Below are 22,259 nucleotides of genomic sequence, written 5' to 3'. Positions count from 1 at the left end.
GGCCGCACGGGACCGCCCCTTCGTCATGCCGCTGGGCAGCCCGCGGGCTCAGCCCGCCGCGGCGAGCCGCGCACGGGCCGCCTCCAGCAGCAGGACCACCGAGGTGTCGGCCACCGAGGCCACCTCCTGGTACGGGAACCAGCGCAGGTCCAGTGACTCCTCGCTGATCTCCGCCACGGCGTCGGCCGGGGCCAGTGCCGCGTACTGCACGTCCAGGTGCCAGTTGCAGGGCGCCGGGATGGGATGCCGGTCCAGGCGCACCGGACCGCCGGGCACCAGGGTCAGCCCGTGCTCGATGCCGGACTCCTCGCGGGCCTCGCGCAGGGCCACGTCCGCCAGGGTCGTGTCACCGGGCTCGCAGTGGCCGCCCATCTGCAGCCACAACCCCAGCTTCTTGTGCAGGGTCAGCAGGACCCGTCCGCCCACCGGGTCGATCACGAGCGCGCTGCCCGTGACGTGCCCCGCCTCGCAGGGCTTGTAGACCCCGTCCGGATGGGCGGCCAGATGTGCCAGGTACAGGTCGCGCAGCTCGCTCTGGTCCTCGTAGCCCTTCAGGACCAGGGCCGCGTCGTCGTGGAGGCTCACTTGTTCTCTTCGCCCTCGCCGTCGCCCTGCTGACCGCGCTTCTCGGCCGCCTCGCCGAGCATCTTGTCGATCTCGGAGAAGTCCAGCTGCTCGCGGTGCACGAAGCCGTCCGGATCGTCGAGGTCGGAGGCCGTCGGCAGCATGTCCGGGTGCTCCCACAGGCCGTCGCGGCCGTCCACCCCGCGCGCGTCGGTCAGCGAGGCCCACAGGCGCGAGGCGTCGCGCAGGCGGCGCGGGCGCAGCTCCAGGCCGATCAGCGTCGCGAAGGTCTGCTCCGCCGGGCCACCCGAGGCGCGGCGCCGGCGCATGGTCTCGCGCATCGCGTCCGCCGAGGCCAGCCGGGGCTTGGCGGCCTCGTGCACCACCGCGTCGACCCAGCCCTCGACCAGCGCGAGCGCCGTCTCCAGGCGGGCCAGGGCGGCCTTCTGCTCGGGAGTGTCCTGCGGCTGGAACATGCCGCCCTGCAGGACTTCCTGCAGCTGCTCCGGGTTGGACGGGTCCAGCTGCCCGACCACGTCCTCCAGCTTCGAGGTGTCCACCTTGATCCCGCGCGCGTAGCCCTCGACGGCTCCGAACAGGTGCGAGCGCAGCCACGGGACGTGCGCGAAGAGCCTGGCGTGGGCCGCCTCGCGCAGCGCCAGGTACAGCCGCACCTCGTCCGAGGGCACGCCCAGATCCCGGCCGAAGCCCTCGATGTTCAGCGGGAGCAGCGCGGCCTTGCCCGCCGGGCCCAGGGGCAGCCCGATGTCGGTGGAGCCGACGACCTCGCCGGCGAGGACGCCGACGGCCTGGCCGATCTGCTGGCCGAACATGGCCCCGCCCATGGAGCGCATCATGCCCAGCAGCGGGCCCGCCATGGCCTGCATCTCTTCGGGCAGCACGCTGCCCATGGCCGCGCCGACGCGCTCGGCGACCGGGTCCACGAGCTCCTTCCACACCGGGAGGGTGGCCTCGACCCACTCGGCGCGGCTCCACGCCACTGCCGTGGTGGCACCGGAGGGCAGCGAGGTCACGCCGTCCAGCCAGTGGTCGGCCAGGCGCACGGCCTCCTCGACGGCCGACTTCTCGGCGATGCCGACGCTGGTGTCCTTCACGCCGTCCGCCGTGCCCTGCGCGACGGTCCGGCGGGCGATGTCCTTGGCCATGTCCCAGTTCACGGGACCGCCCTCGTAGCTGAGCATCTGGCCGAGCTGCTGGAAGGCCGCACCGAGGTCGTTCGGGTTCATGGAACCGAACATCGCGGCGAACGGGTTGTCCGCGCCGCCGGGGGCACCGGCGCCCGGCAGCCCCATGCCGGGGAACCCGAAGGGATTCGCAGGGCCGCCCTGACCGCCCTGGTTGCCCTTCTTCTTGCCTTCGTCGCCGTTGTCCGGCTCCTCCGGCGGAAGGCCGAATCCGAATGGGGTGTCGCTCACGGGGTTTCCTCGGCTCGTAGGGCCGTCGGCGGGTGCCGACGGGCAATGGTCCGACAACACCACCCAGCGTAGACACCGGAGCCCGCATCCGGGCTCGGTGCTCCGCCGACTCCTGGGCTGCGGCAGGATGGACATCACCTGGTGGGTCCGCGTCACGGCGCGTCCCTACTGAAGACAACCGCTGGAGACGCCCGGTGAGTTCCCCAGATCCGCACGTTTCGGATAAGCGCAGCCGCGCGACGCAGGACGACGACCGCCCCGAGCACGGCGACGGCGCCCCCGGCGTTCGCCAGCCGCGAAACCCGGAAGGCCCCCGTCGGCCCAGCCCCGTGATCGCCGTGACCGGCGCCGCCTCGGGCGTCGGTGCAGCCCTCGTGACCCGCCTCGCCGCCTCCGACGAGGTCAGGCAGGTCGTGGCCATCGACGAGCGGCGAGGCGACTGCGCGGACGCGCAGTGGCACGTACTCGACGTACGGGACCCCGCGATCGCCGAGAAGCTGCGCGGCGCGGACGTCGTCGTCCACCTCGCCCTCGACCTCGACCTGGAGACGGACCCGGCGGCCCGTACGGCATACAACGTGCGCGGGACCCAGACCGTCCTCACGGCCGCCGCCGCGGCCGGCGTGCACCGGGTGGTGCTGTGCACCTCCGCCATGGTCTACGGGGCCCTGCCCGACAACGACATCCCGCTGTCGGAGGACTCCGAGCTGCGGGCCACCGCCGAGGCGACCGGTGTCGGCGACCTGCTGGAGATCGAACGGCTCGGCCGACGGGCCCCCCGCGCCCACCCCGGGCTCAACGTCACCGTGGTCCGCCCCGCGGTGCTCGTCGGCGGTACCGACACCGCCCTGACCCGGTACTTCGAGTCCCCGCGCCTGCTCGTCGTCGCGGGATCCCGGCCCACCTGGCAGTTCTGCCACGTGGAGGACCTGGTCAGTGCCCTGGAGTACGCGGCCCTGGAGAAGGTCGAGGGCGAGCTGGCCGTGGGCTGCGAGGGGTGGCTGGAGCAGGAGGAGGTCGAGGAGCTGAGCGGCATCCGCCGGATGGAGCTGCCCTCGGCGGTCGCGCTGGGCGCGGCGGCCCGCCTGCACCGCATCGGCCTGACCCCGTCCCCGGCCGGGGACCTGGCGTACACGATGCACCCCTGGGTGGTCAGCGTCAGCGGGCTGCACGCGGCCGGCTGGCGGCCGCGCTGGACCAACGAGGAGGTCCTCGCCGAGCTCCTCCAGGAGGTCGCGGGCCGCCACACCGTCGCCGGCCGCCGGCTGGGCCGCAGGGACGCCGCCACGGCCGCCGGTGCGGCGGGCGCGACGGTGGCCCTGCTCGGCGCGGCCGCGGCGGTCCTGTAGGAGGCTCCCAAGGCCGGCACCGCGGGCCGGGCGAATCAGCTATTCCGCCGGGTCGGCGGCTGGGGCACGATGGACGGTATGGCACCGCACTTCGACCACCCCGGCGAGCAGGCCGCCCAGGACCCCGTCCGGCTGCTCGCGATCCGCGACACCCCGCTCTCGATCGACGAGGTCTTCCGGGCCGTCGGCGACGACGCCACGGGCGGTACGACGCTCTTCGTCGGCACGGTGCGCAACCACGACGGCGGGGCCGACGTCGATGCGCTCGGCTACTCCTGCCACCCGACGGCGGAGGCCGAGATGCGCCGGATCGCCGAGCGCGTCGTGGCCAAGTACCCGGTCCGCGCCCTGGCCGCCGTGCACCGCGTGGGCGACCTGGCCGTCGGTGACCTGGCCGTGGTGGTCGCGGTCTCCTGCCCGCACCGCGGCGAGGCCTTCGAGGCCTGCCGGATGCTGATCGACGACCTCAAGCACGAGGTCCCGATCTGGAAGCACCAGACCTTCGCGGACGGCTCGGAGGAGTGGGTCGGCGCCTGCTGACGCCGTCGGCCCCGGTCGGCCGACCCCGGTCGCGGAGCGTGATCGTCGGGCGGATACCCTCACACCCGATCGGCCGCGCAACACGCCCTCGATTTGCGTAACCCCCCCATGGGCACGAGCGTTGAAGCCACCAACGAAACGCACTTCGGGGCAGGGAGGCGCGCCCATGGGATCTCTGGCGTGGTTGCTGATTCCGCTGTTCGCCGCGATCGGCGCGGCGATATGGGGCAGCTGGGCGGCACGGGACCGCACGCAGGGCGACATATCCGAGCTCGCGGGCTACGCGCGGTTCCGCGAAGCCATGGGCAACGGCCAGGGTCACGGCAGCGCGGATCAGGTCAGGGCGAAGGCCGAGGCCGCTTCCGCCTCCGACACCGTCTGACGCGGTCCGACCCGGCGCGGGGCGTCCACCCCGACCCCGCACCGTGAGATTCCGCTGAGAGTTTCGCCGACGAACCCCGTACGGACCGGCCCCGAGGGCCGCTCGCCGGGGCCGTCCCGTACTGTCGGATCCATGCCACGCCGCACCGCGACGATGCTCGCCTCCACCCTGGTGCTGTTCGCGCTGCTCTGCGCGGGGGTCTTCATCAAGGTCCCGTACTCCGAGATGAGCCCCGGCCCGACCGTGAACACGCTCGGGGACTCGCACGGTGAGCCCGTCCTCAGCATCTCGGGGCGCAAGACGTACCCGACCAGCGGTCACCTCAACATGACGACGGTCCGCGTCACGGGCGCCGACTACGACATGAATCTGGTGGAAGCCGTCTACGGGTGGCTGGCGGGCGACAACATCGTCGTCCCGCACGAGAACCTCTACCCGAACGGCAAGACCGACGCGGAGTCCACCCAGGAGAACGCCGAGGAGTTCAGCCAGTCCCAGCAGAGCGCCAAGGTCGCGGCGCTCCGGCAGCTCGACATCCCGGTCACCGCCCGGGTGATCGTCGCCTCCGTGGTCAAGGACAGCCCCTCCGAGGGCCTGCTGCACGCCGGTGACGTGGTCAAGGCCGTGGACGGCGCCCCCGTCACCGCCCCCGAGGACGTGGCCAAGCTCGTCACGAAGCGCAAGCCCGGCGAACCGGTCGAGTTCACCATCGTGCCCGCCGCCGACGCCGCCGCGGCCGCGAAGGCCGGCCGCGAGCCCGCAGGCACCTCCAAGGTCACCATCACCACCGGCAAGGCGGAGGGCGACGGCCGCGCCATCGTCGGCATCCGGGCCGGCTCCGACCACACCTTCCCGTTCACCATCGACATCAAGCTCGCCGACGTGGGCGGCCCGAGCGCCGGGCTGATGTTCGCGCTGGGCATCGTCGACAAGCTGACTCCGGAGGACCTGACCGGCGGGAAGTTCGTCGCGGGCACCGGCACCATCGACGACGCCGGCAAGGTCGGTCCGATCGGCGGCATCCAGATGAAGACCATCGGCGCCCGCAAGGCCGGTGCGGAGTACTTCCTCACTCCTGCCGACAACTGCGCCTCCGCGGCATCCAACGTGCCGGACGGGCTGACGCTGGTGAAGGTCTCCACCATCGACGACGCCATGAAGTCGTTGCAGAAGATCGGCAAGGGGGACACGGCCGGGCTGCCGCAGTGCGGCGCCAAGCCCTGACCGGTCGCCCTCCCCGGGGCCGGGGTCCGTCCGGCGGTGACGGACCCTAGGCGAAGGTCGCGGCCAGGGCCTCGGCCAGTCCCGGCACCAGGCCCCCGCCGGTGAGGACCTCCGTCGCGGAGTCCTTCTCGCGCAGTCGTACGGCTGTCTCGCGCGAGCCGTCGCGCAGGACGGCCACGGTGATCCGGACCTCCTGCCGCTCCGGATGCCCGGCGACCCACTTCGCCAGCTGCTTGTCGCTCAGGCCCTCCGGTACGGAGGCCTCCGCGGACGGCGGCAGCATCAGGCGCTCGACGGTCAGCGCACACCCGATGACGGCGTCGGGCCAGGCGATGGTGCCCAGGAACGTGTCGAGCGGGGTTCCGGACGGGACGGTGTCCTGCTCGATCGGGGTGAGGGAGCTCTTGCCGGCGTCGTCCGTGTCGAGGCCGAGCTGGGAGGCCAGGCGCGGCTCCTGCTTCTTGAGCCGGGCGGTGTCGACCAGCGCGAACAGCCGCGCGGGCTTGTCCCAGCCGAGGCCGGCGGCGTACTCGTCGATCTCGAGACAGGCGCGGGTCAGCGGACTGGCCGCCATGGGGGCCGTCGGCGGAGTCGGCTCGTCGGACGGCGTGGGGGAAGGCGAAACGTTGGACATGGACAACATCCTGCCTCCTTTCCGACCCATACCGGGAACTGACCGGGGCCTCAGTAAGTTGCATGAATGGGCTCTACGATCGGGGGTCCGATCCATACCAGTACTCAGCGACTTTCGAGGTGCGCACCTTGGCTTTCCAGATGCCGGACCGCGGCGGAGGCCCTTCCGGGCCACGGATGAGAGTCGGACGCCCCTCCCGGCGTGCTCGCACTCTTCTCATGACCTTGGGCGTGCTGGCCGTCCTGGGAATGCTCTTCATCATGTTCGCCGGCTTCTGGACGGACTGGCTCTGGTTCCGCTCCGTGAAGTACTCCAGTGTCTTCACCACCACGCTGTGGACCAAGATCGGCCTCTTCAGCGTCTTCGGGCTGCTGATGACGGGCGCGGTCGGGCTGAACATCTGGCTGGCGCACCGGCTGCGGCCGCCGCTCAGCGCGATGTCGATGGAACAGCAGAGCCTCGACCGCTACCGGATGAGCATCGCCCCGTACAAGAAGTGGCTGCTCCTGGGCATCTCGGTGCTCGTCGGCCTGATCGCCGGAGCCTCGGCGGCCGGCCAGTGGAAGACCTGGCTCATGTACGTGAACGGGGTGCCCTTCGGCACGAAGGACCCCCAGTTCCGGATGGACGTGTCGTTCTACACCTTCGACCTGCCCTGGTACCGCTTCCTGCTCGGCTTCGGCTTCGCCGCCGTCGTGCTGTCGGTGATCGCCGCGACCGTCGTGCACTACCTGTACGGCGGACTGCGCGTGACGAGCCCGGGCGCCCGGGCCACCGCCGCCGCGACCGGCCACCTGTCGGTGCTGCTGGGCCTCTTCGTCACGCTCAAGGCGGTCGCGTACTGGCTCGACCGCTACGGGCTCGCCGTGAAGTCCAGTGACTTCAAGGCCGCCGACAACTGGACCGGTCTGCGGTACGTCGACGCGAACGCCTACCTGCCGGCGAAGACGATCCTGGTGGCCATCGCCGCGATCTGCGCCGTGCTGTTCTTCGCGACGCTGTGGCGCCGCACCTGGCAGCTGCCGGTGATCGGCTTCGGCCTGATGGTGCTCTCGGCCATCCTGATCGGCGGGCTCTACCCGGCGATCGTGCAGAAGTTCCAGGTCCAGCCGAACGAGCAGGCCAAGGAATCCCCGTACGTCCAGAAGAACATCAAGGCGACGCGCGAGGCCTACGGGATCGCCGGCTCCGAGGTCACCGACTACCCGGGCGTCTCGCAGACGGCGGACCGCACCAAGCTGCGTTCGCAGGCCGACTCCACCGCGAGCATCCGGCTCCTCGACCCGAACATCGTCTCGCCGGCCTTCCAGCAGCTCCAGCAGGTCAAGGGCTACTACGCCTTCCCGTCCACGCTGGCCGTGGACCGGTACAGCGGCCAGGACACGGTCATCGGACTGCGCGAGCTGAACATCGGCGGCATCCCGAAGAACAACTGGATCAACGACCACTTCAAGTACACGCACGGCTACGGCGTGGTCGCGGCCAAGGGCACCACCGTCGGCGACCAGGGCGCCCCCGACTTCACCCAGTCCGACCTCCCCTCCAAGGGCATGTTCGGCACGGACTTCGAGCAGCGGATCTACTACGGCGAGCAGACGAAGCAGTACTCGATCGTCGGCGGACCGCAGAAGGAGCTCGACTACTCCGACGACAACGGCGAGAAGGAGACCAGCTACACGGGCGGCTCCGGCGTCAACCTCGACAACCCCGTCAACCGGGCCGCCTACGCGCTGACCTTCAACGAGCCGCAGATCCTGTACTCGGGCGCCATCGGCGAGGGTTCGCGGATCCTGTACAACCGCACGCCCAAGGAGCGCGTCGAGGCCGTCGCCCCGTGGCTGACCATCGACGGCGCACCCTATCCGGCCGTGGTCGAGGGCCGGATCAAGTGGATCGTCGACGCGTACACGACCACCAACGGCTACCCGTACGCCTCGCGCACCACGCTGGGGCAGAGCACCGCGGACTCGCTCACCAACAGCCAGCGGGCCGTCGTGGCCCAGGAGAACCAGGTCAACTACATCCGCAACTCGGTGAAGGTCACCGTCGACGCTTACGACGGCTCGGTGGACCTGTACCAGTGGGACACCGAGGACCCGGTCCTGAAGACCTGGATGAAGGCGTTCCCGGGCACGGTCAAGCCCAAGAGCGAGATCGACGAGCCGCTCATGGAGCACCTCCGCTACCCGCAGGACCTCTTCAAGGTCCAGCGGGAGCTGCTGACCCGGTACCACGTCACCGACCCGCAGACCTTCCTCAGTGGCAGTGAGGCCTGGGCCGTCCCGGACGACCCGACGACCAAGGCCGGCACGGCGGTTCCGCCGTACTACCTGTCGATGAAGATGCCGGGCCAGAAGGAGAAGGACCAGGTCTTCTCGCTCACCACGACGTTCACGCCGAACGAGCGGCCCAACCTGAGCGCCTTCATGGCGGTCAACGCCGATCCGACGACGCAGGACTACGGCAAGATCAGAATTCTGAAGATGCCGACGAGCAAGCCGCCGGACGGCCCCGGCCAGGTGCAGAGCAAGTTCCAGTCGGAGCCGAAGATCGCCGAGTCCATCCGCCTGCTGCGCGGTGGCGACTCGGAGATCGAATACGGCAACCTGCTCGCGGTGCCGCTCGACGGCGGCATGCTCTACGTGGAGCCGGTGTACGTCCGCAGCTCCGGGCTGAAGTACCCGCTGCTGCGCAAGGTCCTCGTGACCTATGGCGGCCAGACGGCCTTCGAGGACACCTTGGAGAAGGCGCTGAACGTGGTCTTCGGGGCCGAGGCCCCGACCACACCGGTTCCGCCGGCCCAGCCGCCGGGTGAGGGCACCGTCACGCCGCCGACCAACCAGGACCCGACGGTCAAGGCGGCCCTCTCCGACGCCCAGAAGGCGATCGAGGAGGCCGAGAAGGCCCGGCAGGCCGGTGACTGGGCGGCCTTCGGCAAGGCCCAGGACGACATCAAGGCCGCGCTGAAGCGGGCGATCGAGGCGGAGGCGAAGGCCACGCCCCCTCCCGCGGGCGGTTGATGATCAATGGGTGAGGGCTCCGTCCCGCGTCGTGATACTGTGGTTTCACCGACGCGGGGTGGAGCAGCTCGGTAGCTCGCTGGGCTCATAACCCAGAGGTCGCAGGTTCAAATCCTGTCCCCGCTACTGAAGACGAAGGCCCGGATCCATGGGATCCGGGCCTTCGTCATGTCCGGACGGGACACGCGGTAGCTGGGGTGGGTGAGTTGGGGCAGGAGCGTGTTTGACTTACCCCACTGTGGGCATGTCGACAAAACGCTGTAGTGACCTCACTGACTGCGACATACCAGGTGTACGCGGGTAGCAGGTGATGCGACGATGGGATTTATGGGGGACAGGTCAACTCTGCTGGAGACAGGGCGGTTTGTGAGGGCGCAGGCCGAAGCGGGCACAGGAGCCAACGAGTCGGCACCCGTTGCCGACACGCAGACCGCGCTGACCGATGCGGAGTTCGCGCAGGAGATGTTCGCCGAGACCGACGCGGCGAGTGACGCCGAGCTGGAGGCCCGGCACCGGGTGGCCGCCGACAAGGGCGACCCCGGTGCCATGAGCGTGCTCGGCGCGCTGCTGCTGCGCCGCGGAGACCTGGACGGCGCCGAGCCCTACCTGCGCGGGGCCACCGCCGAGGGGGACCGCGCCGCCGCCAACAACCTGGGCGTCCTGCTGCTCCAGCGGGGCTACCCCGACGAGGCCGCCGGCTGGTGGCGGGTCGCCGCCGTGGCCGGGTCCGCACCCGCCGCGCACGCCCTGGGCCGCCACTTCCGCGAGCGCGGCGACGAGCCGGCCGCCGAGTACTGGCTGCGCCAGGCGGCGGAATCCGGCCACGCGCTGGGTGCGTACGGGCTGGCCGACCTGCTGGAGCACCGCGGGGACAAGGGCGTGGAGCAGTGGTTCCGCGCTGCTGCCGAACAGGGCCACCGCGAGGCCGCCTACCGGCTGGCCAGGCACCTGCGCAAGGGCGACCCCGCCGAGGCCGAGCAGTGGTACCGGCAGGCCGCCGCCCGCGGGCACCGGCGCGCGGCGCTCCACCTGGGCGCCCTGCTGGAGGCGCGTGGGGAGCTCAAGGAGGCCGGGCGCTGGTACCTGACCTCCGCCAAGCAGGGTGAGGCGCGGGCCGCGTGTGCGCTCGGCTTCCTGCTGCGTGACGCCGGCGACGAGGAGAGCGCGGCCGCGTGGTGGCACCGGGCGGCCAAAGACGGCGACGGCAACGCCGCCAACGCCCTGGGCGCGTTGCACGCCGCGCGGGGCGAGACCCAGACCGCGGAACGCTGGTACCGGACCGCCATGGACGCCGGAGATCAAAACGGGGCGTACAACCTTGCTTTGCTGTGCGCCGCACAGGACCGGACCGCGCAGGCCGAGCAGTGGTACCGGCGGGCTGCCTATGCCGGCCACCGCGAGGCGGCCAACGCGCTGGCCATCATGCTGCTCCAGGTCGGCGACGCGGCGGGCGCCGAGCCGTGGTTCTCGAAGGCCGCGGAGGCGGGCAGCGTGGACGCGGCCTTCAACCTCGGCATCCTCTTCGCCAGCCGCGACGAGGACCGTACGGCGCTGAAGTGGTACGAGCGGGCCGCCTCGGCGGGCCACACCGACGCCGCCCTCCAGGTCGGCATCGCGCTGGTACGGGACGGGGAGGAGCGGGCGGCCGAGCGTCACCTGCGCTGCGCGGCCGGCGGCGGCAGCGCGGAGGCGGCCTTCCGCCTGGCCGCGCTGCTGGAGTCGCTGGCCCCGCCGCCGGAGCCGCCGGCGCTGGGCGAGCCGGTCGGCAGCGCCCCGCGCACCGAGAGCGAGGAGTGGTACGAGCGCGCCGCGGAGCTGGGGCACCGCCGGGCCCAGGTGCGCGTCGGCATGTTGGCGGCAGCCCGCGGCGACATGGAGTCCGCCGCCCGCTGGTACCGGGAGGCGGCCGAGGCCGGGTCCCGCAACGGCGCGTTCAACCTGGGTCTGCTGCTGGCGCGAGAGGGCAGCGAGCCGGAGGCGGCGCTGTGGTGGACCCGGGCGGCGGTGGCCGGCCACGGCCGCGCCGCCCTGCGACTGGGCCTGCTGGCCGCCCGCCACGGCGATCTCGCGGAGGGGCAGAAGTGGTGCGCCCGCGCCATGGAACTGGGGCCCGCGGAGGTCTCGGAGCGGGCGGCCCGGCTGCGCGAGGCCCTGGCGGAGGAGCTCTCGGCGTGACCCCCGCCAGGCCGGGGCCCGGCCCCCGGACGGACCCCGGACCGGTCCCCGGTTAACCGATTTGCATGTGCCGGGGGCCTTCACGTAACGTTGGGTTCACCGACGCGGGGTGGAGCAGCTCGGTAGCTCGCTGGGCTCATAACCCAGAGGTCGCAGGTTCAAATCCTGTCCCCGCTACTGAAGACTCAGGGCCCGGATCCATTGGATCCGGGCCCTGAGTTGTTTCCGCGCGCGAAGCGCCCGGGAATTCCCGGAGGTCGCGGAAGCCGTGAAGGCCCCGACCCCCATGGGGGTCGGGGCCTTCACGGCTTCCGGGATCAGGCGCCCGCGCAGTTCGGGCAGAGGCCGCGGTAGGTGACCTCGACCGCCGACACCACGAAGCCGAAGCGCTCCGAGTCGGGCAGGTCGGCCAGCGGATTGCCCGCGGGGTGGACGTCGCGGATGGCGCCGCACTGCGCGCAGACCAGGTGCTGGTGCGGCCGGTAGGCGTTCGGGTCGTACCGCTTGGCGCGCCGGTCCGTGGCGACTTCCAGCACCTCGCCGAGGGAGACCAGCTCGCCCAGCGTGTTGTACACGGTCGCCCGCGAGATCTCCGGCAGCTTGGCCACGGCGCGTGCGTGCACCTCGTCGGCCGTCAGGTGCACGTGGTCACCGTCGAGCACCTCGGCCACGACACGCCGCTGTGCCGTCATGCGCCAGCCGCGTCCGCGAAGTCGTTCCAGCAGGTCACTCATGGACACCAGCCTAACAGTGAGGGGATTCGGTGTAACTCCCGAACCAGTGCGGACTTGGATCCTTACTTGACTTGGACAATGTCCATTGTAGGATCGAGTACGGCTGACGCCGAGGACAGGACAGGCAGCGATGATGCAGGAGGCGCACGTGACGCAGGGACCGCTCACCACCGAGGCCGGGGCGCCGGTGGCCGACAACCAGAACAGTGAGACGGCCGGCATCGGCGGTCCCGTTCTGGTCCAGGACCAGCTCCTGCTGGAGAAGCTCGCGCACTTCAACCGCGAGCGCATCCCGGAGCGAGTGGTGCACGCCCGCGGCGCCGGCGCGTACGGCACCTTCACGCTGACCCGCGACGTCTCGCAGTGGACGCGGGCCGCGTTCCTGTCCGAGGTCGGCAAGCAGACCGAGACCTTCCTGCGCTTCTCCACCGTCGCGGGCAACCTGGGCAGCGCCGACGCGGTGCGCGACCCCCGGGGCTGGGCGCTGAAGTTCTACACCGAGGAGGGCAACTACGACCTCGTCGGCAACAACACCCCGGTGTTCTTCATCAAGGACGCCATCAAGTTCCCCGACTTCATCCACACCCAGAAGCGCGACCCGTACACCGGCTCGCAGGAGGCGGACAACGTCTGGGACTTCTGGGGTCTGTCGCCGGAGTCCACCCACCAGGTGACCTGGTTGTTCGGTGACCGGGGCATCCCGGCGTCCTACCGCCACATGAACGGCTACGGCTCGCACACGTTCCAGTGGAACAACGAGGCCGGCGAGGTCTTCTGGGTCAAGTACCACTTCAAGACCGACCAGGGCATCAAGAACCTCACCCAGGCCGAGGCCAACGTCCTCGCCGGCGAGGACCCCGACAGCCACCAGCGCGACCTGCGCGAGGCCATCGAGCGCGGTGACTTCCCGACCTGGACCGTGCAGGTGCAGATCATGCCGGCGGCCGACGCGGCGACCTACCGCTTCAACCCCTTCGACCTCACCAAGGTGTGGCCGCATGCGGACTACCCGCCGATCGAGATCGGCACGCTGGAGCTCAACCGCAACCCGGAGAACGTCTTCGCCGAGGTCGAGCAGTCCATCTTCAGCCCGGCGCACTTCGTCCCCGGCATCGGCCCGTCCCCGGACAAGATGCTCCAGGGCCGCCTCTTCGGCTACGGCGACGCCCACCGCTACCGCGTCGGCATCAACGCCGATCACCTGCCGGTGAACCGGCCGCACGCCACCGAGGCGCGCACCAACTCCCGAGACGGCTACCTGTACGACGGCCGCCACAAGGGTGCGAAGAACTACGAGCCGAACAGCTTCGGAGGCCCGCACGAGACCGGTCGTCCGCTGTGGCAGCCGTTCGCGGTCACCGGTGGCACCGGCAACCACGCCACCCCCGTGCACAGCGAGGACGACGACTTCGTCCAGGCGGGCAACCTCTACCGGCTGTACTCCGAGGAGGAGAAGAGCCGCCTGGTGGAAAACCTCTCCGGTTTCATCGCCAGGGTCTCCCGCGACGACATCGTCGAGCGTGCGATCGACAACTTCCGCCGGGCGGACGGCGACTTCGGCAAGCGCCTGGAGGCCGCGGTCCAGGCCCTCCGCGCCTGATCGGGACCGCTTGCCGTAGCAGGACGCCGGGCCGCGGCCCTCTTCGGAGGGTCGCGGCCCGCCGTCGTTTCAGGCGGAGACCGCGCGCCGGGCCGGGACCCAGCAGCGGATGACGTCGCGCACGGACACGATGCCCACCGGTCCGCCGTGCTCCAGCACGATCAGGTGTCGGAAGCCGCCGTGGGCCATCGCCTCGGCGGCTTCCTGCAGCGTCGCGTCCGGGGTGCAGAAGACGACGTTGTTGGTGGTGTGCGCGGCCACCGACTCCCGGTCGGGGTCGTGGCCCGCGCCGATCGAGTTGAGGACGTCGCGTTCGGTCAGGATGCCGATTCCGCTGTGGTCGGGGTCGAGGACGACGGCCGCGCCGACGCGCCGGCCGGACATCAGGCAAGCCGCCTGTCGGAGGGTGTGTGCGGGTCCGAGGGTGAGGATCACGGTGCTCATGGCGTCGCGGACGAGCATGAAGAGAGCCACCTCCTGGGGGTGAGCCCCCGCGCCGGGGTGGGTGCGACCGGTGGAACGCCTCAAGAGAAACGTTTCACAAGCGCACAAGCGTGGGGAGTCTCAGATTCCCACGGACCGGGAGGGCCAGCAAGGAGGCGTGCACAGGGAGCGCGGCCGGCGCGCGGGTGGGTCAGGCGCGCGGGCGGAGCAGGTCGAGCATCTCCTCGTGGAGCAGTCCGTTCGACGCCGCCGCGTTCCCGCCGTGCACGCCGTCGACCCCGTCCAGGCTGCTGAAGCGGCCGCCCGCCTCCTGCACGACCACCGCGACGGCCGCCATGTCCCACAGGTTCAGCTCCGGCTCGGCACACAGGTCCAGGGAGCCCTCCGCGACCATCATGTACGGCCAGAAGTCGCCGTACCCCCGGGTGCGCCAGCACGCCCGCGTGAGGTCCAGGAAGCCGGGCAGCCGCCCCTGCTCCTCCCAGCCGCTCAGCGAGGAGTACGCGAACGAGGCGTCGCCCAGTCCGCCCACCCGGGACACGCCGATCGCGGTGCGCTCCCCGAGCGCACCGCCCGAGTACGCGCCGGAGCCCTGCGCCGCCCACCAGCGCCGGCCCAGCGCCGGGGCGGACACCACGCCGACCACCGGGCGGAAGACGCCGTCCTCCCCCTCCGTCATCAAGGAGATCAGGGTCGCCCAGACGGGGACCCCGCGCACGTAGTTCTTCGTGCCGTCGATCGGGTCCACGACCCAGCGGCGCGGGCCGCTGCCCATGAGCCCGTACTCCTCGCCCAGGATGGCGTCGTCCGGCCGGGCCGCCGTGATGCCGGCCCGCACGACCTCCTCCGCTGCCTTGTCCGCCTCGCTCACCGGGGTCATGTCCGGCTTCGTCTCGACCTTGAGGTCGAGGGCGCGGAACCGTTCCATCGTGGTGACGTCCGCCGCGTCGGCGAGTTCGAGGGCGAGGCGCAGGTCATTCTCATACTCGGGCATGCCCGAACAGTAGCGAGACTCCCGGACCCCGGCCAACGGCGTCCGGAACGCGGCCGGACGTGCCCTCTTGACGGCGGGCGCGCCCTTGACAGGGTCTGGCGCCCCGTCAACTCTGGGCCGGAGAACCGAGCGGGGAGGCACGGATGCCGGCAGCCCGGGACACCTTGCTGGACGCGGCGGCAGCGGCGCTCGCGGCGCGCCCCTGGCCGGACGTCCGGATGGTCGAGGTCGCCGCCGCGGCCGGGGTGTCGCGGCAGACCCTCTACAACGAGTTCGGCGGCAAGGCGGGGCTGGGCCGCGCCCTGGTCCGGCGCGCTGCCGACCGGTACCTGGAAGGGGTGGACGAGGCCCTGTCCACCCGGGAGCGGGCCCCGGAGCGGCTCGCCGCCGTTGCGGAGTGGACGGTGCGGGCGGCCCGCGAGCACCCCCTCCTGCGGGCCCTGCTGACCGGCGGCTGGGGGCCGGGCCTGCCCGCGGCGGGCCGGCGTGAACCAGGACCCGGGGAGCTCGCCCGCACCGTCCGGGACCGGGCGGCCGCGGCGCTCACTCCGGCGGAGGGGCCGCAGCGGTGCGAACTGGCGGTGCGGCTCGCCCTCTCGTACGTGATCGCCCCGGGCGAGGAGCCCGGGCCGGGGGAGCTGATCGGACTGCTCAGTGCGCCGATCCGGACAGCTGGAGCCCGATGACCCCCAGGATGACCAGCGTGATCGAGACGAGTTTGAGGGTGGAGACCAGGTCGCCGAGGAAGACCATCCCGTAGATCGCCGTACCGGCCGCACCGATGCCCGTCCAGACCGCATAGGCCGGCCCCACGTCCAGCTTCTTGAGGGCCAGGGTCAGCAGGCCGAAGCTGCCGAGGGCGAAGCAGGCGAAGGCCACCGTCGGCCAGAGCCGGGTGAATCCGTGGGAGAGCTTCAGGCAGACCGCGAAACCCGTCTCCAGGAGTCCGGCGACGACGACCAGCAGCCACGCCATGGCGAATGCCTCCCCGCGTCATGTGACATCGCGTCACTTGGTGCGATTATGCACTTATCCAGGCAGGTCCTCCGACAAACACGGCATACCCGCCGGGTCGGTCAGTCGCCCTCGCGGCGCTCCCGTGTCCGCAGCAGCCGCCGCAGTGAGTAGAGCCGTGCCGGATCCGCGTGGCCCTCCTCCACCCACGTGTCGAGCGCGCAATCCTGCTCGTCGTGGCTGCACGCGCGCGGGCACTCCTCCGTACCCGGCACCAGGTCCGGGAAGGCGAGGATCACCCGGGACGGGTCCACGTGGTGCAGGCCGAAGGAGCGCACGCCCGGGGTGTCGATGACCCAGCCGTCGCCCGAGGGCAGCGGGAGCGCCAGCGCGGAGGTGGTCGTGTGCCGGCCCCGGCCGGTGACCGCGTTCACGTGCCCGGTGGCGCGCTGGCGGCCCTCGGCGACCAGCGCGTTCACCAGGGTGGTCTTTCCGACGCCGGAGTGCCCCACGAAGGCCGTGATCCGGCCGGTCAGACGCTCCCGGACCCGCTCGGCCGCGCTGCCGGAGGTCAGCTCCTCGCGGTTGGTGACCACGTAGTCCAGGCCGAACGTCGAGTAGATCTCCAGGATCTTGTCCGCCGAGGTCAGGTCGGACTTGGTCAGCACCAGCAGGGGCTCCAGGCCGGCGTCGTACGCCGCCACCAGGCAGCGGTCGATCATCCGGGGCCGCGGCTCCGGATCGGCCAGGGCCGTGACGATCGCCAGCTGGTCGGCGTTGGCGACCACCACCCGCTCGTAGGGGTCGTCGTCGTCCGCGGTGCGCCGCAGGACGGACTTGCGCTCCTCGATCCGCACGATGCGGGCCAGGGTGTCCTTCCTGCCGGACAGGTCACCGACGATCCACACCCGGTCGCCCACGACCGCGGCCTTGCGGCCCAGCTCCCGGGACTTCATCGCGGTGATCGTGCGCCCGTCGACCAGGCAGGTCAGCCGGCCGCGGTCGACGGTCAGGACGAAGCCTTCGGAGGCGTCCTCGTGCTTGGGCCGGATGTTCGTCCGGGGCCGGTTGCCCTTGGGGTTCGGGCGCTGGCGGATGTCGTCCTCGTCGGTGTGCTTGCCGTACCTGCGCATGACGTGCCCTACGCTCCCGCACCCGCTCCGGGTCCCGAGTCCCCGGCCAGCATGTCCGTCCACATCGCCGGGAAGTCCGGCAGGGTCTTGGCGGTCGTGGCCACGTTCTCGATCCGCACGCCCTCCACGGCCAGGCCGATCACCGCGCCCGCGGTCGCCATCCGGTGGTCCTCGTACGTGTGGAACACCCCGCCGTGCATCCGGCGCGGCCGGATGCGCAGGCCGTCCTCGGTCTCGGTGACGTCGCCGCCGAGCGCGTTGATCTCCTTGGTCAGCGCGGCCAGCCGGTCCGTCTCGTGCAGCCGCAGGTGGGCGACGCCGCGCAGCACCGACTCGGAATCGGCCAGGGACGCCACCGCGGCGATGCCCGGGGTGAGCTCGCCGACCTCGCTCAGGTCCACGTCGATGCCGTGGATCTTGCCCGTGCCGGTGAAGACCAGGCCGGCGTCGGTCAGTTCGCAGGACCCGCCCATCTCCGTGAAGATCCGGCGCAGCGCGTCACCCGGCTGCGTGGTGCGGCGCGGCCAGTCGGGAACGGTCACCGTGCCGCCCGTGATCAGGGCCGCGGCCAGGAAGGGCTGTGCGTTGGACAGGTCCGGCTCCACGACCATGTCGCGGCCCAGCAGGGCGCCGGGGGAGACCCGCCACACGTCCTTCTCGCCGCCGGCCTCGGGGGTGTCCACCTGGGCGCCCGCTGCGCGCAGCATCTCCACGGTCATCCGGATGTGCGGCATCGACGGCAGGTTTCCGCCCACGTGCCGGACCTCGACGCCCTGGTTGAACCGCGGCGCGGACAGCAGCAGGGCGGAGACGAACTGGGAGGAGTTGCTGGCGTCGATCTCGACGGTGCCGCCCTCCAGCGCCCCGCCGCCCTGGACGGTCATGGGCAGCGCGCCGCGGCCGTCGTCGTCGATCCGGGCGCCGAGCGTGCGCAGGGCGGCGATGACCTGGCCGAGGGGCCGTTCGTAGGAGCGCGGGTCGCCGTCGAAGCGGATGTCGCCGTCGGCGAGGGTGGCGACGGGAGGCAGGAAGCGCATGACCGTTCCGGCGTTGCCGACGTCCACCGTCGTCGGGCCGTGCAGGGCCGCCGGGATGACCCGCCAGGCCTCGCCGCTCGCGTCGGCGCCGGCGGAGCTGGAGGAGACGGTCTCCTCGATGCCCACGCCCATCGCGCGCAGCGCGTCCGACATCAGCTGGGAGTCGCGCGAGCGCAGCGGGCGGCGCACCCAGCCCGGCTCGGACGCGAGCGCGGCGAGCACGAGGGCGCGGTTGGTGACCGATTTGGACCCCGGCACCGTGACGGTGGCGTGGACGGTCCCATCGGCGAGCGGAGCGGGCCAGAGGGCAGGGGCGGGGGTCTCGGTCATGGCCCCCACTTTAGTGGCTTCCTCCGGGCCCGGATCTTGATCGCCTTCCGGTCTCAGAGGGTGGTCACAGGCCGAGCAGCCAGCGGCCGCCGCCGAGCAGCGAGCACAGCGCGACGACGTGGAAGAAGAGAAGCCACACCACCGGGTGTACGTGGGTGAGGCGCCCCAGCTGGTCGGCGTCGGAATCGGGTGCCCCGCCGCCCCGCCGCTTGGCGCCCAGTTCGAAGACCGGCCGGACCCCGCCCAGCAGCAGGAACCACACGACGAGGTAGGCGAAGCCGGCCTGCACCTCGGCCGGGGCCAGCCAGGACACCAGCAGGAAGGTTCCGCCGGTCAGTACCACCGTCAGTGCCCCGTACGCGTTGCGGATCATCATGAGCATGGCCGCCAGCAGGGCCGTGGCCGCCCACAGCAGCAGGGTGATCCGGTGCGCCGAGAGCAGCGCCGCTCCGCCGAGGCCGAGCAGCGAGGGCGCGGTGTAGCCGCCGGCAGCGGTCAGGATCATCCCCAGGCCCGTCGGCTTGCCCCGGCTGACGGTGACCCCGCTGGTGTCGGAGTGCAGGCGTATGCCGCTCAGCCGCCGCCCGGTGAGCAGTGCCAGCAGGCCGTGCCCGCCCTCGTGGGCGATGGTGATGGCGTTGCGCGACAGCCGCCACAGCGGGCGGGGCCCCACTGCGGCCAGTGCGACCACGCCGGTCGCGATCACCAGCCATTGCTCGGGTGCGGTCTGTACGCCCGTGAGCCGGTCCCACAGGCCGGCCGTCGTGCTGCTGTCCATAGGGTGGCGGACTCCTTGCGGTGGTGTGCGGTGGACATGGCAGTGTGGCAGCCATGTGCGGACGGTATGCAGCGAGTCGTGGACCGCAGGACCTCGTGGAGGCCTTCGGCATCGAGAAGTGGGAGCCGGAGGAGTCCCTGGCCCCCGACTTCAACGTGGCGCCGACGAAGGAGGTCCACGTCGTCCTCGACCGTCCTCTGAAGGACGCTTCGCACCCGCGTCCGGTTCGCCAGCTGCGCGTCCTGAAATGGGGACTCGTGCCCTCCTGGGCCAAGAACCCCGACGGCGCCGCCCGGATGATCAACGCCCGGTCGGAGACCCTGCACGAGAAGCCGTCCTTCCGGCGCGCGTTCGCGCAGCGCCGCTGCATCATCCCCGCCGACGGGTACTACGAGTGGGTCACCGCCCACGACGAGCGGCAGCTGGAGGTGGAGGGCCGGCGGAAACGGGCCCGCAAGCAGCCCTACTTCGTGCTCCCCTCCGACGGCTCCCTGTTCGCCATGGCCGGCATATACGAGTTCTGGCGCGACCGGACCCTGCCCGACGAACACCCCCTCGCCTGGTGGGCGACCTGCTCGGTGATCACCACCGAGGCCGAGACCGGACCGCTGGGCGTCGCCCCCGTCGAGGGGCCGCGCTCGCTGTCCGAGATCCACCCGCGGATGCCGCTGATGCTCACCCCCGACCGCTGGGACGCCTGGCTCGACCCTGCGAACACCGACACCGAGGGCTCCCTGCGGGAGCTGCTCGCGCCGCCGCCCGGCGGGCTGATGCGCGCCTACCCGGTGTCCACCGCCGTGAGCAGCGTGCGCAACAACGGGCCGGAACTGCTGGCGGAGCTGGCCGCACCGGAGGAGGGCACTCTCTTCTAGGGCCCGCCCGACCGGAGGCGGGCGGGTGCCCGACCGGCCGGGACGGCACGATGGGGACATGACCACGCGTACCGAGAGTGTCGACACCCCGGCGGGTGAGGCCCGCATCACCTGGCACACCGCCCCCGGGGCCCGGCTCGTCCTCGCCGTGAGCCACGGCGCCGGCGGCGGCATCGAGGCCCGGGACCTCCGGGCGCTGGCCGCCGCCCTGCCCGCCCGCGGGATCACGGTGGCCCTCGTCGAGCAGCCCTGGCGGGTCGCCGGGAAGAAGGTCGCCGCAGCCCCCAAGGTGCTGGACGAGGGCTGGCGCGGGCTGTGGCCGGCCCTCACGCGGCCCGGAGCGGCGGTGGTCGCGGGCGGGCGCAGCGCCGGGGCCCGCGTGGCCTGCCGCACGGCCGATGAACTGGGCGCCGCCGGCGTGCTGGCCCTGGCGTTCCCGCTGCACCCGCCGGGCCGGCCCGAGAAGTCCCGCGCCGGGGAGCTCACCGGGGCGGGCCGGCCCGTCCTCGTGGTGCAGGGCACCCGGGACCCCTTCGGCCGCCCCGAGGAGTTCCCGACGCCCGGCGGGATGCACCCGTACGAGCTCGTGGAGGTGGCCCACGGCGATCACGGCTTCGCGGTGCCGAAGAAGGCCTCCACCACCCAGGAGGAGGCCCTGCGGACGATCACCGACGCGGTCGGGGAGTGGCTGGAGCGGCTCCCCGGGTGACCTGGGCCACGGCCCTGGTCCCGGCCCGGGGAAGGCCTGAAGAGCCGTGGCGCACCGGGGAATGCGCGGCCCCGCCTCTCTGTTGTGCCGGATGTCGGTACATACGGAACGTCGGAGGAGAGGGAGCGCATGACCCAGGTCATCAGCCAGAACCGTCCGCAGGCCGCTGACCTGGACTGGACGGTGCTGCCCGCCCCCAAGCGCGGCCCGCTCCGGGCGGCGGGGGCCCGGGAAGGTCGACTATTCTCCGATTCGAGCGGATCCGCCTTCGGAGCCGCCACGCAGTCGGAGGAGGTGGGTCCTGTCGCTGGGACCGACGAAGGCCACGCGGAGGAGACGACCCCGGAGCGCAACGCGCGCTTCGAACGGGACGCCCTCGGCTACCTCGACCAGATGTACTCGGCCGCGCTGCGCATGACGCGCAACCCGGCCGACGCCGAGGACCTGGTCCAGGAGACGTACGCGAAGGCATACGCGTCCTTCCACCAGTTCCGCGAGGGCACCAACCTGAAGGCCTGGCTGTACCGCATCCTGACCAACACGTTCATCAACTCCTACCGCAAGAAGCAGCGCGAGCCCCAGCGCAGTGCCGCGGAGGAGATCGAGGACTGGCAGCTGGCGCGCGCCGAGTCGCACATGTCGACCGGACTGCGCTCGGCCGAGTCGCAGGCGTTGGACCACCTGCCCGACTCGGACGTGAAGGAAGCGCTGCAGGCCATTCCGGAAGAGTTCCGCATCGCGGTCTATCTTGCCGACGTAGAGGGCTTTGCGTACAAGGAGATCGCGGACATCATGGGTACACCCATCGGAACGGTCATGTCGCGACTGCACCGTGGCCGCCGTCAACTCCGCGGAATGCTGGAGGACTACGCCCGCGAGCGCGGGCTGGTTCCCGCGGGCGCGGGCGAGGCGAACGACCGGAAAGGCTCGGGGTCATGAGTTGCGGAGAGCCGCACGAGACGGAGTGCTCTGAGGTCCTGGACCACCTGTACGAGTTCCTCGACCGTGAGATGCCCGACAGTGATTGCACGAAGTTCGAGACCCACTTCGGCGAGTGCAATCCCTGTCTGGAGAAGTACGGCCTGGAGCAGGCCGTGAAGAAGCTGGTCAAGCGCTGTTGCGGGTCGGACGACGTGCCGACCGACCTGCGCTCGAAGGTGATGGGCCGGATCGAGCTGATCCGATCGGGGCAGGCGGTGCCCGACCACGACGTGACCGCCGACAACCCCGCCTCCGGCTGACCGCTCCGCCGGCGGTGAACTGCTGAACAAACGCCCCCGCAAGATCAGTGCATTCACCCGAATGCGCTAATCCGGGGGCGTCCGCATGGCGCAATGCGAAATTGTGGCC

General features: G+C 71.5%; 22 protein-coding genes and 2 tRNA genes. 14 read left to right on the top strand and 10 right to left on the bottom strand.

All coding sequences use genetic code 11. The features are described from left to right. Positions 1–48: 48 nt before the first annotated feature. Positions 49–585 carry an NUDIX hydrolase gene (locus tag AW27_RS10935; RefSeq protein ID WP_037919599.1) on the bottom strand — a complete coding sequence of 179 codons (537 nt, stop codon included), beginning with the start codon at positions 583–585 and terminating at the stop codon, positions 49–51. Then, complete coding sequence (locus tag AW27_RS10930) at positions 582–2,000, bottom strand: zinc-dependent metalloprotease (RefSeq protein WP_037919602.1); 1,419 nt, start codon at positions 1,998–2,000, stop codon at positions 582–584. Before AW27_RS10930 ends, AW27_RS10935 begins: the two co-directional genes overlap by 4 nt. 194 nt (positions 2,001–2,194) lie before the next feature. Here AW27_RS10930 and AW27_RS10925 point away from each other — a divergent pair, with 194 nt between their 5' ends. From AW27_RS10925 to AW27_RS10910, 4 genes are all read left to right on the top strand, one after another. After that, positions 2,195–3,349: an SDR family oxidoreductase gene (locus AW27_RS10925; RefSeq protein WP_078556167.1), complete on the top strand. Its 1,155-nt coding sequence runs from the start codon at positions 2,195–2,197 to the stop codon at positions 3,347–3,349. A 78-nt stretch (positions 3,350–3,427) separates the two neighbouring features. Further along, complete coding sequence (locus AW27_RS10920) at positions 3,428–3,889, top strand: molybdenum cofactor biosynthesis protein MoaE (RefSeq protein WP_037919604.1); 462 nt, start codon at positions 3,428–3,430, stop codon at positions 3,887–3,889. 166 nt (positions 3,890–4,055) lie between these two features. Beyond that, on the top strand, positions 4,056–4,271 hold the full coding sequence (locus AW27_RS10915) for a hypothetical protein (protein ID WP_037919606.1): 216 nt from the start codon (positions 4,056–4,058) through the stop codon (positions 4,269–4,271). Positions 4,272–4,403: 132 nt separating this feature from the next. Further along, entirely contained in the window at positions 4,404–5,495 is a 1,092-nt protein-coding gene (locus AW27_RS10910) for a YlbL family protein (RefSeq protein ID WP_037919608.1), read from the top strand. Positions 5,496–5,541: 46 nt separating this feature from the next. Here AW27_RS10910 and AW27_RS10905 read toward each other — a convergent pair whose 3' ends face one another. Next, entirely contained in the window at positions 5,542–6,138 is a 597-nt protein-coding gene (locus AW27_RS10905) for a PPA1309 family protein (RefSeq protein ID WP_370466471.1), read from the bottom strand. A gap of 131 nt (positions 6,139–6,269) precedes the next feature. Between AW27_RS10905 and AW27_RS10900 the strand changes: the two genes are divergently transcribed. The 4 genes from AW27_RS10900 (at position 6,270) to AW27_RS10885 (ending at position 11,501) form a co-directional block, all read left to right on the top strand. Further along, positions 6,270–9,149 (top strand): UPF0182 family membrane protein, encoded by a 2,880-nt coding sequence (locus AW27_RS10900; RefSeq protein WP_052030311.1) that lies wholly within the window; start codon positions 6,270–6,272, stop codon positions 9,147–9,149. Positions 9,150–9,201: 52 nt separating this feature from the next. After that, positions 9,202–9,275: transfer RNA gene (locus AW27_RS10895), tRNA-Met, on the top strand. 201 nt (positions 9,276–9,476) lie between these two features. After that, on the top strand, positions 9,477–11,324 hold the full coding sequence (locus tag AW27_RS10890) for a tetratricopeptide repeat protein (RefSeq protein WP_037919615.1): 1,848 nt from the start codon (positions 9,477–9,479) through the stop codon (positions 11,322–11,324). 103 nt (positions 11,325–11,427) lie between these two features. Then, positions 11,428–11,501 (top strand) — tRNA-Met (locus AW27_RS10885). A 140-nt stretch (positions 11,502–11,641) separates the two neighbouring features. On the opposite strand, the gene AW27_RS10880 is transcribed toward AW27_RS10885, so the two are convergent. Next, the gene (locus tag AW27_RS10880) at positions 11,642–12,058 is read right to left on the bottom strand and encodes a Fur family transcriptional regulator (RefSeq protein ID WP_037920020.1); all 417 of its coding nucleotides are present in this window, start codon (positions 12,056–12,058) and stop codon (positions 11,642–11,644) included. 130 nt (positions 12,059–12,188) lie between these two features. On the opposite strand from AW27_RS10880, the gene AW27_RS10875 reads away from it, so the two are divergent. Then, complete coding sequence (locus AW27_RS10875; protein ID WP_037919618.1) at positions 12,189–13,658, top strand: catalase; 1,470 nt, start codon at positions 12,189–12,191, stop codon at positions 13,656–13,658. Positions 13,659–13,727: 69 nt separating this feature from the next. Here the strand turns inward: AW27_RS10875 and AW27_RS10870 are convergent, their stop codons facing one another. Then, on the bottom strand, positions 13,728–14,120 hold the full coding sequence (locus AW27_RS10870; RefSeq protein ID WP_037919620.1) for a CBS domain-containing protein: 393 nt from the start codon (positions 14,118–14,120) through the stop codon (positions 13,728–13,730). Positions 14,121–14,292: 172 nt separating this feature from the next. After that, on the bottom strand, positions 14,293–15,096 hold the full coding sequence (hisN, locus tag AW27_RS10865) for a histidinol-phosphatase (protein ID WP_037919621.1): 804 nt from the start codon (positions 15,094–15,096) through the stop codon (positions 14,293–14,295). A 143-nt stretch (positions 15,097–15,239) separates the two neighbouring features. Between hisN and AW27_RS10860 the strand changes: the two genes are divergently transcribed. Next, entirely contained in the window at positions 15,240–15,782 is a 543-nt protein-coding gene (locus tag AW27_RS10860) for a TetR/AcrR family transcriptional regulator (protein ID WP_304949861.1), read from the top strand. Here the strand turns inward: AW27_RS10860 and AW27_RS10855 are convergent. The 4 genes from AW27_RS10855 to AW27_RS10840 all read right to left on the bottom strand — a co-directional run bounded on the left by AW27_RS10855 (position 15,748) and on the right by AW27_RS10840 (position 19,328). Continuing rightward, positions 15,748–16,071: a DMT family transporter gene (locus tag AW27_RS10855; protein ID WP_030658800.1), complete on the bottom strand. Its 324-nt coding sequence runs from the start codon at positions 16,069–16,071 to the stop codon at positions 15,748–15,750. The two genes, AW27_RS10860 and AW27_RS10855, sit on opposite strands and share 35 nt — an antisense overlap. Before the next feature lie 101 nt (positions 16,072–16,172). Next, complete coding sequence (rsgA, locus tag AW27_RS10850; RefSeq protein WP_037919623.1) at positions 16,173–17,183, bottom strand: ribosome small subunit-dependent GTPase A; 1,011 nt, start codon at positions 17,181–17,183, stop codon at positions 16,173–16,175. 8 nt (positions 17,184–17,191) lie between these two features. Continuing rightward, positions 17,192–18,550, bottom strand: coding sequence for a 3-phosphoshikimate 1-carboxyvinyltransferase (aroA, locus tag AW27_RS10845; RefSeq protein ID WP_037919625.1), 1,359 nt, complete (start codon positions 18,548–18,550; stop codon positions 17,192–17,194). Positions 18,551–18,614: 64 nt separating this feature from the next. After that, entirely contained in the window at positions 18,615–19,328 is a 714-nt protein-coding gene (locus AW27_RS10840) for a M50 family metallopeptidase (RefSeq protein WP_037919630.1), read from the bottom strand. Positions 19,329–19,381: 53 nt separating this feature from the next. Between AW27_RS10840 and AW27_RS10835 the strand changes: the two genes are divergently transcribed. From AW27_RS10835 to rsrA, 4 genes are all read left to right on the top strand, one after another. Further along, positions 19,382–20,200: an SOS response-associated peptidase gene (locus AW27_RS10835; protein ID WP_037919632.1), complete on the top strand. Its 819-nt coding sequence runs from the start codon at positions 19,382–19,384 to the stop codon at positions 20,198–20,200. Between the two features lie 58 nt (positions 20,201–20,258). Next, a complete protein-coding gene (locus AW27_RS10830) occupies positions 20,259–20,909 on the top strand; it encodes an alpha/beta hydrolase family protein (RefSeq protein WP_037919635.1) in 651 nt (216 codons plus the stop codon). 294 nt (positions 20,910–21,203) lie between these two features. Continuing rightward, complete coding sequence (locus AW27_RS10825) at positions 21,204–21,848, top strand: sigma-70 family RNA polymerase sigma factor (protein WP_030771483.1); 645 nt, start codon at positions 21,204–21,206, stop codon at positions 21,846–21,848. Then, a complete protein-coding gene (gene rsrA, locus AW27_RS10820; protein ID WP_037919638.1) occupies positions 21,845–22,150 on the top strand; it encodes a mycothiol system anti-sigma-R factor in 306 nt (101 codons plus the stop codon). Before AW27_RS10825 ends, rsrA begins: the two co-directional genes overlap by 4 nt. The last annotated feature ends 109 nt before the right edge of the window (positions 22,151–22,259 follow it).

Source organism: Streptomyces sp. PCS3-D2 (assembly GCF_000612545.2).
GTDB lineage: Bacteria > Actinomycetota > Actinomycetes > Streptomycetales > Streptomycetaceae > Streptomyces.
This window is presented reverse-complemented; position numbering and strand designations above follow the sequence as displayed.